At 42.2% G+C, this 16,130-nt stretch carries 15 protein-coding genes; 4 read left to right on the top strand and 11 right to left on the bottom strand.

Features of this window, described 5'->3' with window-relative positions:
• Positions 1–81 precede the first annotated feature (81 nt).
• Positions 82–2,832, top strand: a complete 2,751-nt coding sequence (locus U5K72_02550) for a DUF5916 domain-containing protein (GenBank protein MDZ7717685.1) — start codon at positions 82–84, stop codon at positions 2,830–2,832.
• A 9-nt stretch (positions 2,833–2,841) separates the two neighbouring features.
• On the opposite strand, the gene U5K72_02555 is transcribed toward U5K72_02550, so the two are convergent.
• The 10 genes from U5K72_02555 to U5K72_02600 form a co-directional block, all read right to left on the bottom strand.
• Positions 2,842–3,477, bottom strand: coding sequence for a methyltransferase domain-containing protein (locus U5K72_02555; GenBank protein MDZ7717686.1), 636 nt, complete (start codon positions 3,475–3,477; stop codon positions 2,842–2,844).
• Positions 3,478–3,531: 54 nt separating this feature from the next.
• Positions 3,532–4,203 (bottom strand): HAD family phosphatase, encoded by a 672-nt coding sequence (locus tag U5K72_02560; GenBank protein MDZ7717687.1) that lies wholly within the window; start codon positions 4,201–4,203, stop codon positions 3,532–3,534.
• 132 nt (positions 4,204–4,335) lie between these two features.
• The gene (locus tag U5K72_02565; GenBank protein MDZ7717688.1) at positions 4,336–5,583 is read right to left on the bottom strand and encodes a DEAD/DEAH box helicase; all 1,248 of its coding nucleotides are present in this window, start codon (positions 5,581–5,583) and stop codon (positions 4,336–4,338) included.
• A gap of 387 nt (positions 5,584–5,970) precedes the next feature.
• Positions 5,971–6,177 (bottom strand): MazE family transcriptional regulator, encoded by a 207-nt coding sequence (locus tag U5K72_02570; GenBank protein MDZ7717689.1) that lies wholly within the window; start codon positions 6,175–6,177, stop codon positions 5,971–5,973.
• Between the two features lie 367 nt (positions 6,178–6,544).
• Entirely contained in the window at positions 6,545–7,492 is a 948-nt protein-coding gene (locus U5K72_02575) for an aldo/keto reductase (GenBank protein MDZ7717690.1), read from the bottom strand.
• Between the two features lie 1,152 nt (positions 7,493–8,644).
• A complete protein-coding gene (locus tag U5K72_02580; protein ID MDZ7717691.1) occupies positions 8,645–8,800 on the bottom strand; it encodes a hypothetical protein in 156 nt (51 codons plus the stop codon).
• A gap of 253 nt (positions 8,801–9,053) precedes the next feature.
• Positions 9,054–9,299 (bottom strand): hypothetical protein, encoded by a 246-nt coding sequence (locus U5K72_02585; GenBank protein MDZ7717692.1) that lies wholly within the window; start codon positions 9,297–9,299, stop codon positions 9,054–9,056.
• A 299-nt stretch (positions 9,300–9,598) separates the two neighbouring features.
• On the bottom strand, positions 9,599–9,892 hold the full coding sequence (locus U5K72_02590; protein ID MDZ7717693.1) for a hypothetical protein: 294 nt from the start codon (positions 9,890–9,892) through the stop codon (positions 9,599–9,601).
• A gap of 171 nt (positions 9,893–10,063) precedes the next feature.
• Complete coding sequence (locus U5K72_02595) at positions 10,064–10,783, bottom strand: hypothetical protein (protein ID MDZ7717694.1); 720 nt, start codon at positions 10,781–10,783, stop codon at positions 10,064–10,066.
• A gap of 243 nt (positions 10,784–11,026) precedes the next feature.
• A complete protein-coding gene (locus U5K72_02600; GenBank protein MDZ7717695.1) occupies positions 11,027–12,028 on the bottom strand; it encodes an aldo/keto reductase in 1,002 nt (333 codons plus the stop codon).
• A gap of 293 nt (positions 12,029–12,321) precedes the next feature.
• On the opposite strand from U5K72_02600, the gene U5K72_02605 reads away from it, so the two are divergent.
• The 3 genes from U5K72_02605 to U5K72_02615 all read left to right on the top strand — a co-directional run bounded on the left by U5K72_02605 (position 12,322) and on the right by U5K72_02615 (position 14,787).
• The gene (locus U5K72_02605) at positions 12,322–13,086 is read left to right on the top strand and encodes a Mut7-C RNAse domain-containing protein (GenBank protein MDZ7717696.1); all 765 of its coding nucleotides are present in this window, start codon (positions 12,322–12,324) and stop codon (positions 13,084–13,086) included.
• Between the two features lie 125 nt (positions 13,087–13,211).
• Positions 13,212–14,024: a sulfatase-like hydrolase/transferase gene (locus U5K72_02610; GenBank protein MDZ7717697.1), complete on the top strand. Its 813-nt coding sequence runs from the start codon at positions 13,212–13,214 to the stop codon at positions 14,022–14,024.
• A complete protein-coding gene (locus U5K72_02615; protein ID MDZ7717698.1) occupies positions 13,927–14,787 on the top strand; it encodes a sulfatase-like hydrolase/transferase in 861 nt (286 codons plus the stop codon). The genes U5K72_02610 and U5K72_02615 overlap by 98 nt, the downstream gene beginning before the upstream one ends.
• Positions 14,788–14,829: 42 nt before the next feature.
• Here the strand turns inward: U5K72_02615 and U5K72_02620 are convergent, their stop codons facing one another.
• Complete coding sequence (locus U5K72_02620; GenBank protein ID MDZ7717699.1) at positions 14,830–16,128, bottom strand: PQQ-dependent sugar dehydrogenase; 1,299 nt, start codon at positions 16,126–16,128, stop codon at positions 14,830–14,832.
• Positions 16,129–16,130 lie beyond the last annotated feature (2 nt).

The raw sequence follows: 16,130 nt of genomic DNA on the forward strand, positions 1-16,130 counted from the left end.
GAGTTCTGAAAAATATTGTAACACGAATCTACGTCCGATTCGTCTGATTAGTGACAAGAATAATATAAATCTGGATGTTCGATGTTTTCTACCAAACTATTATCTGCACTTTGTCTTTTTATTCTCTTACCGTTAACAAGTCTTATTGCCCAGGATATTTCAACTGAGGAGACAACAAGTAACTTAGGAACTGTCGAATCGCGCTCTTTACAGGCCGTTCGAATTTCATCCGACGATGTGATCCGGCTGGACGGAACGCTGGATGAGATGGTCTGGCAGAATGCTCCCGTTGCCACCGATTTTATCCAGCGCATACCGGACGACGGCACGCCTGCCTCAGAAAAAACCGAAGTACGAATTCTCTATACCTCGGAAGCCGTTTATATCGGCGCCCAGGCTTACGATTCCGCGATGGACTCGGTGGCTGCAACTCTCTTTCGAAGGGATGGAACCGGCTACAGCGACTGGTTTTATGTAACCATCGATAGCTATAACGATAATCGTACGGGTTTCTCCTTTGCGGTAAATCCAAAGGGTGTACGAAAGGATATTCTGCTTTTTGATGATGATAATGAAGACCTCCGGTGGGATGCTGTCTGGGAAGCGGAAACATCCATTAATGAGGATAATTGGACGATTGAGATGAAAATTCCGCTTTCTCAACTGCGCTTTAGTCCGCCCGAAAATGGAACAGACACAGAATGGGGAATCAATTTCCAGAGACGAATTGCCCGCAATGAGGAGATCTCTTTTTGGGCACCAACTCCGCAAAATGCTTCGGGTTTTGTATCAAGATTTGGTCAGCTTCAGGGAATTCGTCAGCTCGAATCGCCCCGGCGTTTTGAGGTGAGTCCATATCTCTCTTCAAACCTGACCCGCGCTCCATCCAATAGTTCAAATCCGTTTTATGATGCTAATGATTGGGGCGGATCGATTGGGGCGGACATTAAATATGGCCTCACATCGGATTTAACACTTACAGCAACCATCAACCCGGATTTTGGTCAGGTGGAGGCCGATCCTGCGGTCATTAACCTAAGTGCATTCGAGACGTTCTTCCGTGAACAACGCCCGTTCTTCCTGGAAGGGAATGATATCTTTCAGTTTGGCAGAACGAAGACGTTTAACACCTATGGAAATCCAATAACCTTTTATTCACGTCGTATCGGCCGCGCACCGCAGGGAAACCTGAATCAATACAATGACTATCGGAACGAATCTGTTTATAATCCCGATGCTGTCGATGATATCTACACCAATGCACCGGATCAAACCACTATTGCAGCCGCTGCCAAAGTAAGCGGAAAGACACAATCCGGCTGGTCGATTGGGCTGTTGAATGCGTTTACCACGAACGAATCATCCCCTTACCAGATCAACCAAAACGGCCCCACCGGTGATTTTACCGTTGAACCAGCTACGAACTATCTCGTTGCCAGAACTAAAAAAGATATAAACAGCGGGAACAGCGTTTTCGGTGGATTCTTCAGCGCTGCCAACCGCCGGGTCAACGGAACCTATTTTGAGGATTTTCTCCACTCTTCCGCATACCTGGGCGGCATGGATTTTGAACACAATTGGGATGACCGAAACTGGTCTTTCAGCGGAACCATTTCTGCCAGCCAGGTAAACGGAACACCTGATGCAATAGAACGTACTCAAAAATCATCGACCCGGTATTACAATCGTGTAGATTCAGATAAGCTGAGCGTCGACCCTGATCAAACCAGCCTCAGCGGATTCGCTACAGAAGTGAGTCTTCAAAAATCCGGAGGGGAACACTGGCTCACATCGCTGACCTATTCAGAGGTGAGCCCCGGCTACGAGGTAAATGATCTTGGATTTCAAAACAGGGCAGACTACAGGGCGGGAGCAATTGCTTTGGCCTATAAAGAATCGAACTCAGATTTGATAAGGTTTTATCAATTTTTCATTGCTGCAACATATGCCCAAAATTATGACGGCGACGTAATCTCAAACAATCCTGCAACAGGGGGTGAATTTCGGTTCAACAATTTGTGGTCCTTCAACTTCAATATTCAATATTCAGGTAAACGTTATCTCGATCGCCTGACCCGCGGTGGGCCTGTTTCCGGGCGGCCGAAGGATTACAGTATTAATTTCAATCTGAGGTCCGATCAAACCAAAAAAGTGTCGTACGGTATTGGCGGATTTTACAGAAACGAGGTAAACAGTTACGAAATCGATCGGCGGTTTTGGAGTTTCGTAGAATTTCGGCCTACCTCTTACATTCAACTGGAAATCTCACCGCAATTTGGCTGGGAAATTGAAAGTGACCAATATGTAACCGATGTGGACGATGTGCTGGCAACAAATACTTACGGTACACGCTATCTGTTTTCTGATCTTGATCTCACCTACATCTCCACCAGTATTCGGCTGGACTGGACCTTTACCCCGGATATGAGTCTTCAGCTCTATGCCCGACCTTACATAAACTCTGGCGATTTCTACAACTTTAAAGAGTTCAAAACTCCCCGCGAGTATGAGTTTAATATCTATGGAGAAGATGCCGGTACCATCACCTATTCGGAGGCGGATGAGGAGTACACTGTTGACCCCGACGGAGAGGGGAACGCTGAACCTTTTACGTTTTCTGAGCAGGATTACAACTTCCGGTCCATCCAGGGAAATGCCGTGTTTCGGTGGGAGTACCGGCCGGGTTCCACTCTCTTTCTGGTATGGCAGCACGACCGTTCAAGCAGCGGCCAACAGGATGACTTTCGATTTGGGCGGGATTTCAGAAACCTTTTGGAGGCTGAATCAACGAATATCTTTTTAGTGAAGCTGAGTTACTGGTTTGGTTCGTAAAAAATTTATTTACTCTGCCTTATCAAAAACGAGATAGTAGAACCGATCCGATTCATCCTGAGTATCTATCAACTCAAACCCGGCATTTGTGATCTCTTCAATAACTGTTTCAGGAGTAACTCCATGCTGGTCGCCCGAAGCTCTTTCGCCGGGTTCCGCCTCTTCTCCACGCGGCCTGAAATCGATAATGGCAAGTCGTCCGCCCGGTTTCAGGGATTCCAGCAAACTGGCATTAAAGGATGGGGGATCGCCAATATGATGATAAACCCTTCTCAAAAAAATTGCATCGCAACACGCTTCAGGCAGGTTGGTTTGCTCCGGGTGACCTTCCAGCACAGTTACGTTGCTCAATCCTGAACTTTCAATACTTCTCAGCAGATCATCAATTGATTCTTCACCAAGCTCGGTGCTGTAGATATGTCCTTCCGGCCCAACATATTGAGCCAGTTCAATACTTTGATCTCCATCTCCTGCACCTATATCAGCTACAATTGAACCTTCGGTGAGTTCCAGTGCATCAATCAGCCATTGTACATCTCTTGAATATTCCTGGGCTGATGCGCATCCAAAAAGCAATAGAATTGCAGCAACAGTAAGAGTGCAATTTTTCCATTTTTTTGACCTTGCCAGGATATGAATATTCATTTTTCAAGGATTTTTATTTTGATTATCTACATTAATTAATCCAATTCGTGAAGATTAACGTTCAAAAAGTTGAAAAAGTCGTTCAATAGTCATCTCCTCAAAATCCTTGATCACAATGTGTGCGCCATTAAATTCCTCCGGGGTATGTGTTGTCGCCACGCCCACCACTTTCATATCAGCATTGAGCCCTGCCTTCACCCCGGCCACTGAATCTTCAAAAACCACACAGCATTCCGGTTCTATCTCCAGTCTATCTGCCGCTTTCAAATAAATTTCGGGGTTGGGTTTCCCTTCTGATACATCGGCCGAGTGCAGAAACACATCGAAATAGTGCCGAAGATTGAGGCTGTCCATAATAAAATCCAGGTTTTCGATGGGGGCTGATGTTCCAACTGCGGCTTTGATCTCTCTTCGTTTCAGTTCATCTAAAAAATCAATCAACCCGCTTACCGGTTCTACATCATTTCTATACAGATCGCGGAAAATGGACTCCTTTTCATCGGCCCATTGTTTTCCCTTTTCAGGAGTGTATTTATCGCCAAAAATAAATGGAAATATTTCGGCATTCGTCCGGCCATACACATGATCTTTCAGCTCTTGGTCACTGATAGAGATGTCATGTTTATCCAGAAATATTTTGAACGCTTTTTTATGATAGGGATTGGTATGAACAATTACGCCGTCCATATCGAAAAGTGCGGCGATGGAGGTTGGGGTGTTTGGCATATGGTATTCTGATGCTATTTATTTGGTTTGAAAGTCCTAACAGAATAGACACTAAATCTTCTCAAATCAAAAAAATATCCTGCAGCAGGTATTGCAATCCCTGCTGCTTGATACTTGCAACCTGTACCTGTGTTATCGTCTGCTTCTGAATTTTCGTTTCCGTCCAGAAGGGCGTTTTCTCTTTTTGTTACTACGGCTACTGTTTGAAGATCGCTGATTTTTTTGTGAACCAGACGAACTTCCATGAACCGAAGCATATTCGTGCTCGTCAATCACGGGAATCTGTTTCCCGATCAGTTTTTGGATATCGCGGATGTAGGCTCGTTCAACGGAGTCTACAAAGGAGAGGGCTGTTCCGTCAGCGCCTGCGCGTCCGGTTCGTCCGATACGGTGGACATAGGTTTCCGGCTCATTCGGTATCTCGTAGTTGATTACATATTTCAACTCATCTACGTCAATGCCGCGGGCGGCAATGTCGGTCGCCACAAGTACGCGCGTTTTCTGATCTTTAAAATTGCCCAGTGCCCGCTGCCGTGCTGACTGCGATTTATTTCCGTGAATAGCTTCAGCATTAATATTTCGGCCATTCAACAGTTTAACCACCTTATTGGCATTCCGCTTTGTGCGGGTAAACACCAGGGCAGATTCAATCCCCGCATCCTGTAATATATCGATCAAAAGATTCTTCTTATTTCCTTTTTCAACGAAATAAAGACCCTGGGTAATGGTGTCTACGGTGGGTGATTCCGGTTCGATTTCTACTTTTGTCGGATTATGCAAAAGAGAGTTCGCCAGTTTTAAGATCGTATTCGGCAGAGTAGCCGAGAAGAAAAGCGTCTGGTGTTTTTTGGGCAGAGCTTTCCTGATTTTTTTGATGTCGTGAATAAAGCCCATATCGAGCATCCGGTCAGCTTCATCTAATACAAAAACTTCAACATCTGAGAGGGATATATGACCCTGGTTCATCAGGTCGAGAAGTCGCCCGGGAGTAGCCGTGAGTATATCCACGCCTTTATTCAGTTGTTTTACTTGTCGTTTTTGACTCACTCCACCGTAAACAACTGTACTGTTCAGGCCTGTGTATCGTCCGTAATTTTGAAAACTTTCTTCGATCTGGATGGCCAGTTCCCGTGTTGGGGTTACTACCAAACTCCTGATTTTCTTCTGGCCTCTTTTCTGTGGATTTGCTCCCAGGTTCTGTAAAATCGGGATGGCAAAGGCGGCCGTTTTACCGGTTCCTGTTTGTGCACTCGCCATAAGGTCCCTGCCTTCGAGGGCAATAGGTATCGCTTTTGATTGAATAGCTGTGGGGTTAGAATATCCTTCTTGTTTTAGAGATCTAAGGATAGGATCTGTGATATTCAATGATTTAAATGACATAATATATATAAAATGAAAAAGCCCGCGCTTAAACATTTAAGCCGGGCTAAGAAATAAATGAGCCTGAAGGTACGGATAAAATTGGTGAGGTGTGCTATTTAACATAGGGTCGACGTAAGAATCTTGAATATGACGCTCCCCTCCTGTGTAAGTGTTTTGTTTTGATACATAGGTAAGGAGGGGTTGGGGGAGGTAGCTTTGTGATTTCAGGCTTCAAATCTAATCAGATTTTTGTTTCCCAAACTGGCGCAAGTGTTAAATCCGTTATTTCATAGGATTAATTGAAATCATATAGTCAGTAAATCACGGATGTCACTTGCGCCAAATGGTGTTTACCACCTTAGGCAAAATTAGGAGCCGCCAAGGACAGGAAAGAAGGCTCAGGCATTATTCGGCAAGTTTATCCAGTGATTTTCGGTGTTTTTTACTGATCTGCTGATAAGCGGACTTGGCATCCACTTTTTTAATTAACAATCCCTCCTCGTGCGGAACAATCTCAACTTTATCATCCTCCTCAACCTTCAGGAGTTTCAACAGGGCTTTTTCGAGGAGAATGCCTCGGCTGTTTCCAATTTTTTGAAGTTTTTTAATCATGATAATGTGTGGGTTTGTTCTTACATAGTTCTTACAATGATTATACGAAAAGATTTGGTGAAAAGTATAGGGGAGCTTTTACACAGTGATAAAGACTTTGATCGGATGGCTGCCCCCAAACTGGTGCAAGTTCTAAATCCGGTATTTCAAAGGATTAATTGGAATCAAATGGTCAATGTTTGGTTGGAACAATCATTTTACCATCAGTAGGTCAAGGATGTCACTTGTGCCAAATCTTTTTTGGATAGAGAAAAGGGCACAAGTGACGCTTCGCTTAATACTTGCGCCAGATAGGGGGGTTAGATCTGAAACAGAACAACCAACACAAACCACAGAACCACCAATAACAAGTTAAGAAACCCTCATTCTATTCCCACTCAGGGAATTGAGTCTTATTCAGGTCCAGTGCGGCAATCGCTTGCATATCAGATTCATCAAGCTCGAAATCGAAGATATTTACATTTTCTGCCATATGGGCCTTCTGTGATGATCTTGGAATAGCAACGATGCCCCGTTGGTAGTGCCAGCGCAGGGCCACCTGTGCATTGCTCTTGCCATACTTTTTGCCAATTTCCGCAAGCGTTTCATTAGTAAAATGCCCGTTTCGTCCCTGTGCCAGCGGCGACCACGCTTCATGTTGAATGTTATGATCGTTTAAAAACTTCAGGTCATCGGGCTGCATAAAGAAAGCATGTGTTTCGATCTGGTTTACTGCCGGGGTCACGCTGAAGTTATCCATCAAATCAGTAATCTGTTCGGCTGTAAAATTACTGACACCAATCGCTTTGATTAACCCATCCTTATATAGCTCTTCCATGGCTCTCCATGTACCATTAACATCGCCGCGCGGCCGGTGAATTAGATACAGGTCCAGGTAATCCAGTCCCAGTTTGTTCAACGAAGTTTGAAATGCTTTTTTCGTACTTTCATATCCTGAATCGTCAACCCACAATTTTGAGGTTACAAAAAGCTCTTCCCGGTCGATTCCACTTCGTTTTATCCCGCCTCCTACAGCTTCTTCATTACCGTAAATTGTGGCGGTATCGATAAGCCTGTAACCCAATGAAATGGCATCGGCAACACATCTTATACCGAGCTCATCGTCAAGGTATAGCGTTCCAAACCCAAGAATAGGCATATCTACGCCATTGTTAAGTGTAATGGTTTCAATTGAGGTTGCCATTGGACCGGCATTCGCAGCGCCAAATACTTTGGAAGTTCCCAAACCCATAAACATTGCAGAACCGGCTAACTTTGCTCCGGTTTGTAAAAACTCACGTCGATTCATTCCATTTTTATGATTTTTTTTATTCATGGTATTCTCTTTTGATTTAAAAAAATTCAACTTTAGGCTACCTGACAGACCGTAATACTTATTATATCCTTTCAGAGGGCTTTGCAAAACCGTGGTTACTGGTCAATCTGAACTCGATTCAGATTCTCCATTCGTCTTTATAGCCTGTATCTGGAGATCCTGAATCAAGTTCAGGATGACGGTCATAGTTTTGCAAAGCCTTCTTTCAGATTTCAGGCCATAAAACAGATCTATCGATAAGTCTCTCCTTGTAATGTAAGGACATGAATTACTTTTTGCATTTTTTTTACTCAGGTATCCGGTACTATAGCGGTTATACCTCCATCAATTAATGAGTTGTATTCTAAGCTTTTTCCCAAACGCTTTGGCATACTTCTAAAGAGTGGATAAGCGAATATCCTCCGCATGATTTTCAATTCGGGAAACAACTGCCTTTTTTGGTATTTAATTGTTGGGCCGCTTCATCCTGAGTAAGCCCCGCTTCTATACGGGCCTGTTTCAGAAGCACGCCAATTTTTAAGTTTCGAAATCTCTTGAATGAATATGGTCCTTTTTAGGAGAAAACCCCTCCAAGGGTTCAGAACTCTTGGAGGGGTGAAATATCTAAACCAAGAAGAAGGTAAAATCAAGCCAACTCAAATTCATCGGCTGGTAAGCGGATTCAGCATCAACTTTCTTAATTAACAATCCCTCCTCGTGTGGAACAATCTCAACTTTATCATCCTCCTAAACCTTCAGGAGTTTAAGCAGAGCTTTTTCGAGGAGGATTCCCCGGCTGTTTCCAATTTTTTGAAGTTTTTTAATCATGGTTATCGATTAGGTTGTTCTTACACAGTTCTTACAATGATTATACGAAAAGATTTGGTGAAAAATATAGGGGGTATTTTACAAAGACAACTGGTGTATCGAAAATGAAGTAAAGTTTCTACATAATGACAAAGATTTAACCGGATGGCTGAGGAGTTGCCTTTGCGGGATTATGGGGAAAATCTATAACACGCAATTTAAATTACAATTACAGTGGCGATATAATCCTGTATTTATGATTTGTATATCTTGAGCTACCTCTTGATTTTGATGGCCTGGTATAAAAACTCCCTCTTAGTGCCTAATTTTTACAGTCTGTTTAATCCGTATTTCTACTCTTATATTTCATTTAGGATGTACTTTTATACTTAATAATTTTATCGGGAAATCTGGAGAAACACCTACTTCTTTGCCAAGAGCTTTTATTAATGCTGTTGTTTCTAAATTATGACGAAGTACAAAACGAGTAAGATCTTCTTTAAATCTAAATGAAAATGTCACATCATCACCTCGCTTTAATCTTAATAATTCTTCTAATTGAGAAGAATTGTCACCAAATCCATATTCATATTTAACACGCTTCTCTTCTGGAGTCCATATTCTGCCCTCTGATTAGATATAATTATTGAATATCTACTATCCTCGTAATCTGAAGGATCGATTTTTCTTTCCTCCCCAGTTAATCTACTGTACTCTTCTGCAAGTTCTTCAACTGACTAAGGAATCAATTTCTCTAAATTGCCCTTTAAATTCTTTAAGCGATCCAAAAACAGAAAATACTTTCAACTTTTTTTAAGTATTCATTAATAAATCTAGACTTTTGAGTTTCAGAAGAAGATATTTGAAAATTATTGACATAATGCTCAGTCAATTCAAGGAATTCACTTTCAAATTCCGATTGATCAAATTGATTGCATTGTGCACTTATTGGGCTCTTTATAAATACCAATAATATCCCTACTAACAAGAGTTTTCCTTTGAATAATACTTTTTTGCTCATCTTTTTGATGTTTTCTTTATAATTTAATGAATGAAGATAATGAACAGTAATCAGATGTAAATTCGTATGAATAAGCACCGTATATTTAAAAATTACAGTGAGCTATCGAAATCTAACAAAAATAAATACCGCACTTGTTAAGACAATTATTAACAACACTTCTATTAAAAGCTGCCCGGTATTTATTTGACTTTCCCATTCTATCGTTCCATCCACTGACTTATAATTTTCTTTGTAAAGAGTATCTGAATCTAATTTTGCAGCCTCTCTCTTTGAATTAGTATTATCTTCTGAAAGAATCAAATAGGTAATATCTTGCTCAAAAAATTTGAATGATCAAAAGTCAAGTGGCGGGTTTCTTTAGACCAATTTATATAAGGTGAATCACTTTCACCATGATTACCTGTCGGAATCATCATCCGCCATGGTGCTTCATACCCTAACCTTTGATGTTTTAGTTCATTTAGTGTTTTTAAGTTTTGCCATTGCTCAGCAATTTCAGAGTACCCCTCCATTTTTACCGGTGGATAAATAAGTACCCCAATTAGTAATAAAAAACCAACGCCAAGTATAATTTTCTCTGATGCACTCATTATTGTTCTTTGATTAATATTTAAATCTTAAAGTCCAGCACATAGTAACCGTGGTGATTATAAATAAGTTAGTAAATGGTTTAAAAATTAAATTATTGACTTTCACCAAATGTTTCCAATAACTCGATTATAAATAGGGAAGTATTCTGAGGTATCGGATTTAACACCTGGTTAAAGCATCAAAATATTCACAATGGGACATTTTTGAGGCTTTTTCATCAGAAAATTCCGATATCTGATTCTAGTAGCTAAATGTGATTCTTTATAATATTGTGCTCTCACTTCTAAACCTAAAGGTCTATCGTAAGCCATTATAAATTTTTTGATTGCGGTTTCAATGTTCATCATATGACCATTACACGCAGAAGTACCACATACAAGATTATTCTTCCTCTGGGCACTGCTTGTTGGAATCAAAGAGAAAGCAATTAAATGACACCAATGCCAATCTATTTTATCAGTAGTTTCAATTTTTAATAAACCATTTTCAATGAAATTTAGAGCATGTTTTGATGCACTTTGCCCCATTATTTTTTTTTGAGATGGCTTTCGCTTCCTTTTTGAGTTGCATAATAATTTTAAGTCAGTTGGTTTAATTGTATATCTTTTTTCTTTGGATCTAAAGTTTAAAAAGTTGTCGTCCGTTATAGAAATATTGAAGGCTGGCACTTTACTTGAACTATAAATCACTTTTCCACTATTAAGTATTTCATATTTAGTTGGAAATAGAGGTTCTCCATCAATAAGTAAATGGGATGGCATAGAAAAAACTTTTGTATCAGAAATTTCAATAGAAACTTCAGATTGATTAAGACCAGTAATTTCATCAATCTCATATTTATTGACGTCAAAATAGATTTTAATACTTGACTTATTTTGTAGGCCGAACATAATATTAGAAAGTTGTTTTTGTCTACATGTATTTATCGGACACAATACTTCTCATCCATTGTACCCCATAATAATCGAATACACCTGACAAGGCAACTCAACGCTGAATTTTGCCTGATTAAATTTGATGAATCACCCTCTATGTCTGATAAAAGCGCCGGATAAAATTTTACCGGTGAAAAGTTTTGGATCATTTTTTTCCCAACGAACATCAGGAGATTCTGAATTTCATCAGAATGACAGCTACTTAGTCTGAGCCAAATCAAACTTATCCGCAGCTTTGGTAATCTGCTCCAGTTCATCTTCGGTTAGCGTAAAATCCATCGAACCGGCATTGTCTTTTACCTGTTTTGGATTTCTCGCGCCTACCAGTACGCAACCCATTCCGGGTTGATTGGCGGTCCAGTTTATCACCAGTTGTGCAAATGTCGCGTTGTGCTCTTCGGCAATCGGCTTAATCTTATCCAGCAGATTGTTCACTCGCCGAATGTTTCCATCGGTAAAGTATTTGCTGTCTTTGCGGGTGTCGTACCCTGTGAATTCGTAGCCGGGCGTAATTTTACCGGTCAGCAGTCCTCGCTGCAGCGGACTATAAGGCAGAATGTGCATCCCTTTTTCAATCGCCTGCGGTACAACATCCTTTTCAATTCCACGGTTGATCATACTGTATGGAACTTGGTTTGAGGCAAGGTCAATCGTTTTCAGCGCTTCTTCTACCTGTTCGGTGTTATAGTTGCACACGCCGGCTGCGCGAACTTTGCCTTCATCAATCAGTTCCTGGACGGCTTCCATCGTTTCGGAGATCGGTGTGGTTCCGTCCGGCCAATGGATTTGATAGAGGTCAATCGTTTCAATTTGGAGGCGCCGGAGGCTATCTTCGCACTCTTTTTTCACGCGCTCTTTGGCCGCCCATTTATAAACATCCACGGGTTTTCCATCTTCATCCTGGCTCTTGAAGTGAAATTCGCCATCGTCTGTCTCCCAGTTCAGTCCATATTTGGTTAGGATTTGATAGCTGTCCCGCGGCCGGCCCTTAAGCGCTTTGCCGATCAGTTCTTCGCTTTTTCCATATCCGTAAACGGCTGCAGTATCAATCGTTGTTATACCGAGGTCCACGGCCGTTTGAACAGCTTTAATGGCGTCGTCTTCATCCGCGCCGCCCCACATCCAACCGCCGATGGCCCATGCGCCAAATGCAATTGGAGAACCTTTAATATCTGAGTTACCGAGTTGTCTGAGTTTCATGTGTTTCTATGGTTTGTGATGATATTGTTAACTCGTTCCGAAGCTCCTGCTTCGGAATGGTAAAAAAATCCCCCTTTGAAGGGGGAATGTGAGCAGGACGAATGTCCTGTGAACTCGGGGGATGACACGTCAGCCATGAACTCCAATGAACATCCCTCTGTGATTCTCAAGAACTTTTGAGAATCACTGTCTCCCTTCGAAGGGAGATCTCAATTTAAGGCTTTTCAAAACCGTTTTCAGTGATCTGATAAATTCATCCACCACATCCATGTCTTTGATTCTTATTTTAGGATATGAGCAAGTTATCAAACCAACCCATTCAACCAACCATTCGATTCTATGGAGATCTTTGGGATCTTGTATCGGCCATCGATTCAGATCACAGGATGATCGAGCGTTCTCTTTCGGAACCGACCTCAGTAAAAGATTTGATTGAGGGTTGCGGAGTTCCTCACACAGAAGTGGATTTTATTCTTGCGAATGACGAACCGGTTGACTTCTCATATCGGGTCACCGGTGATGAACGCATCAGCGTGTACCCGTTTTTCAACTCTCTTGATATTCCGGAATCTGAGCGGCTCCAGATTAAAAAACCAGATCAACTTCTATTTGTAGTAGATGTGAACCTTGGAAAACTCGCCAAACATCTGCGGCTGGCCGGGTTTGATACGGCTTACAGGAATGATGCCACTGATTCCGAACTCATCAAACAGATGGAAGAGGAAAACCGAATCTTGCTCACGCGTGATCGAAAACTACTGATGCGAAATGTGGTGAAAATCGGGTATTTGCCGCGATCAGATGATCCCACCAACCAACTGGAAGAGGTGTTCAAGCGGTTTGATTTGTATGATAAGATTCAGCCCTATTCGCGATGTGTCAACTGCAATGGAGTGCTGGAACGTGTCTCAAAAGAATCGATCATAGATCAGCTTGAACCGCTGACCAAAAAGTATTTCGAGGAGTTTTCTCAATGCCCCGAATGCGGACAGGTGTATTGGAAGGGGTCACACCGAAATCGGTTGGATTCGAGGATTGAACGGTTGTTGAAGCTTTGATTTTCTCAATTCACAAGATCCGCGAAGTTTTTGGAAACTTCGCGGATCTTATTTTGAAGTAAACGATTAAGTTCTTAACTCAAGGTTGAAGACCACATTTTTAGAATTCATAAATCATGAATAAAGTGAATAGAAAAAACCGTTTATCCCTGGTGATTCATCTCCTATGTTTCTTATCATTATTTCTTGTCGTAGCAATTACAAACAACGTTAATGCACAATCTCAGAAACCAAACATCATCTACATTTTAGCGGATGATTTAGGATATGGAGAGCTGGGAGCCTACGGACAGGAAAAAATTGAAACTCCCAATATTGATGCTCTTGCAGAAGCCGGAATGAAGTTTACGGATCACTATTCCGGTTCTCCTGTATGTGCTCCTTCCAGGTATATGCTTATGACCGGAAAACACCCGGGAAATGCGTATATCCGATCAAATCACGAGTGGGGTGAACGTGGTGATGTCTGGAGCCACGAAAAGATGGCTGCAAATCCTATGCTCGAAGGTCAATTTCCTATACCGGGTTCAACAGTAACAGTAGGAAAATTACTTCAAAAGGCCGGATATAAAACAGGGGCTATCGGCAAATGGGGATTAGGTGCTCCGTTTTCGGAAGGAGTGCCAACGAATCAGGGGTTCGATTTTTTCTTTGGGTATAATGGTCAACGGCAGGCTCACACTTACTATCCGATCTATTTATGGAGGAATGATAAGCGGGTGGCGTTGAGAAACCAATTGGTTCCACCACATCAGGACCTGCCGGATAGTGCCGACCCGAATGATTCGAAGAGTTATTCTCTGTTTCACGATCAGCCCGATTATTCCCCTGACTTGATGCATGATGAAGCGATCGGGTTTATCGAGAGAAATCAGAAACGAACCCTTTTTCCTGTATCTGCCAACACCCATTCCTCATGTATCTTTACAGGCTCCTGAGAGGTGGATCAATTATTACAGGGAGAAGTTTGGTAACGAAGAGCCGTATACAAAAGGGAGTTATGTGCCGGTTCAATATCCCAATGCAACCTACGCCGCGATGATCTCTTATATGGATGAAAAGGTGGGAGAAATTGTTCAGAAGCTTAAAGAATTGGGGCTTTATGAAAATACACTGATCATTTTTTCAAGCGACAATGGACCCACATATACAGGAGGGGTTGATCCGGATTATTTTTTGAGTGCCGGACCCTTCCCGAATTATGTGAATGGTGAGTCAAGGATAAAAGGCCATGTGTATGAGGGAGGAATTCGGGTGCCGTTGATTGCCAGTTGGGACGGGGTGATACCTGCCGGAACTACAACAAGTCACATATCGTCTTTTTGGGATGTGTTACCAACTCTAAGCGAAATAGCAGGCGCTAAAACGCCGGAAGATATCGACGGCATCAGCTTTTTGCCGACTTTAAAGGGTGAACCAAATAATCAAAAACAGCATGAATTTCTCTATTGGGAATTTCCATCCTATGGAGGGCAACAGGCCGTTCGTATGGGGAAATGGAAAGGTGTTCGAAAAAATATTATGATTGATGGAAACCTGGAGATCGAACTCTACAATCTTGAAGAAGATATCAGGGAGGAGAGAAATCTGGCTGATCAACATCCTGAAATTGTGAAAAGAATTCGGGAAATCATGAAAGAGGAACACACGGTTCCTGAATTAAGTCGATTTAAAATGGAGGCTTTGGGTGATTATGAATAATTGATAAACCAATGCCTGTAATCCATAAAAAAGTTTACTTAATTAGCTGCCGGTATAAATAATTCTCCACATTTTTCCATGCTTTGAATCTACCACGTAAAGAGAACCGTCGGGTCCCTGGGCAAGCCCCATAGGCCGATGTTCTGCTTCAACCGGAGACATCAGAACTGCTTCTCCGGCAAATCCGTCTGCGAAGGTCTGATACTCGCCATTGATTGGGTTCGCTCCATCAAAAGGGACAAAAACAACTTTGTATCCCTGCTGGGGCATCGGTGCCCGATTCCAAGAACCGTGAAAAGCAATAAATGCACCGTGGTGATATTCAGATGGAAACTGATTCCCGGTGTAGAAAAGCAGGTCATTGGGCGACCAATGGCCGGGAAATGCCATAAACGGGTCTTTATATTTTCCGGTGGGAGCGGGTGTTTCGCCATCGCCTCCATATTCAGGGCTTAACATTTTTTGGCCTCGCAAGTGATCGTAATAGGTGTATGGCCATCCGAAGTTATCTCCATCATTCACTTTTATAAACTCTTCGGCCGGAAGCTCAGCATTTTCTTCTATGGTAAAAAGGTCCGGCCACAAAACCCGCAGTTGATCGCGACCCTGTTGAACAACGTAGAGTTGATTTTCCTGTCCATTCCAATCCAGAGCAACAGCATTTCTAATTCCGGTAGCATATCGATACCCATCTTCTTGCAGGGTTTGGTTTAAACGGTTGGCATCAAATCTCCAGATTCCCGCATGCCATTCCAACTGTGGACAAGGATCCATCCCCGGAGCTCCTATCGTTCTTGGCTCTTCCTGGCAGGCATTGGCGGGAGCACCAATTTTCACATATACATTTCCCTCCTTATCAAATGTAATCGCCTTGTCTTTCTTCTCATTTTGCTCAAGAAATCCTGATACAATCATTTCCGGTTCAGATTCAGGAATGAGTTTGTCATTTATCAGAGAGTATCGGTATAGAGTCTTATTCCCTGCGAAGTACAGATTATCGTTTTTTATATCGATTCCGGTTCCGGGATACTCCCCAAAATAGACTGTTGAATCGGCTACACCATCATCGTTTACATCCCGAAGTGCGGCTATTCCATGCCCGTTATGAAGATCGTAGAGTGCCACATAGATATCTCCATTTTCCCGAACTGTAATATGTCGTGCATAGCCAATGCTGTCTGTTACAACAACGGCTCGAAAGCCATCAGGCAGGGTGAGACCTCCATTATTTTCAGAGAATTTAAAGTAAGGAGGTTCTTCCTCAGGTGTTGAATCTGTTGAGCAGGAGACGGATAGAAATCCCAAGAGAAAAATCAGATATCCTATCCATCTGCACTGCATAT

Source organism: Balneolaceae bacterium, from assembly GCA_034521495.1.
Taxonomy (GTDB): Bacteria; Bacteroidota; Rhodothermia; order Balneolales; family Balneolaceae; genus Rhodohalobacter.

Excerpts from the sequence above, each read along its gene's own strand:
- U5K72_02590 (MDZ7717693.1), bottom strand. The coding sequence starts at position 9,892 with ATGAGTGCATCAGAGAAAATTATACTTGGCGTTGGTTTTTTATTACTA.
- U5K72_02620 (MDZ7717699.1), bottom strand. The coding sequence starts at position 16,128 with ATGCAGTGCAGATGGATAGGATATCTGATTTTTCTCTTGGGATTTCTA.
- U5K72_02555 (MDZ7717686.1), bottom strand. The coding sequence starts at position 3,477 with ATGAATATTCATATCCTGGCAAGGTCAAAAAAATGGAAAAATTGCACT.
- U5K72_02560 (MDZ7717687.1), bottom strand. The coding sequence starts at position 4,203 with ATGCCAAACACCCCAACCTCCATCGCCGCACTTTTCGATATGGACGGC.
- U5K72_02600 (MDZ7717695.1), bottom strand. The coding sequence starts at position 12,028 with ATGAAACTCAGACAACTCGGTAACTCAGATATTAAAGGTTCTCCAATT.
- U5K72_02550 (MDZ7717685.1), top strand. The coding sequence starts at position 82 with ATGTTTTCTACCAAACTATTATCTGCACTTTGTCTTTTTATTCTCTTA.
- U5K72_02575 (MDZ7717690.1), bottom strand. The coding sequence starts at position 7,492 with ATGAATAAAAAAAATCATAAAAATGGAATGAATCGACGTGAGTTTTTA.
- U5K72_02570 (MDZ7717689.1), bottom strand. The coding sequence starts at position 6,177 with ATGATTAAAAAACTTCAAAAAATTGGAAACAGCCGAGGCATTCTCCTC.
- U5K72_02615 (MDZ7717698.1), top strand. The coding sequence starts at position 13,927 with ATGATGAAGCGATCGGGTTTATCGAGAGAAATCAGAAACGAACCCTTT.
- U5K72_02585 (MDZ7717692.1), bottom strand. The coding sequence starts at position 9,299 with ATGAGCAAAAAAGTATTATTCAAAGGAAAACTCTTGTTAGTAGGGATA.
- U5K72_02605 (MDZ7717696.1), top strand. The coding sequence starts at position 12,322 with ATGAGCAAGTTATCAAACCAACCCATTCAACCAACCATTCGATTCTAT.
- U5K72_02595 (MDZ7717694.1), bottom strand. The coding sequence starts at position 10,783 with ATGTTCGGCCTACAAAATAAGTCAAGTATTAAAATCTATTTTGACGTC.
- U5K72_02565 (MDZ7717688.1), bottom strand. The coding sequence starts at position 5,583 with ATGTCATTTAAATCATTGAATATCACAGATCCTATCCTTAGATCTCTA.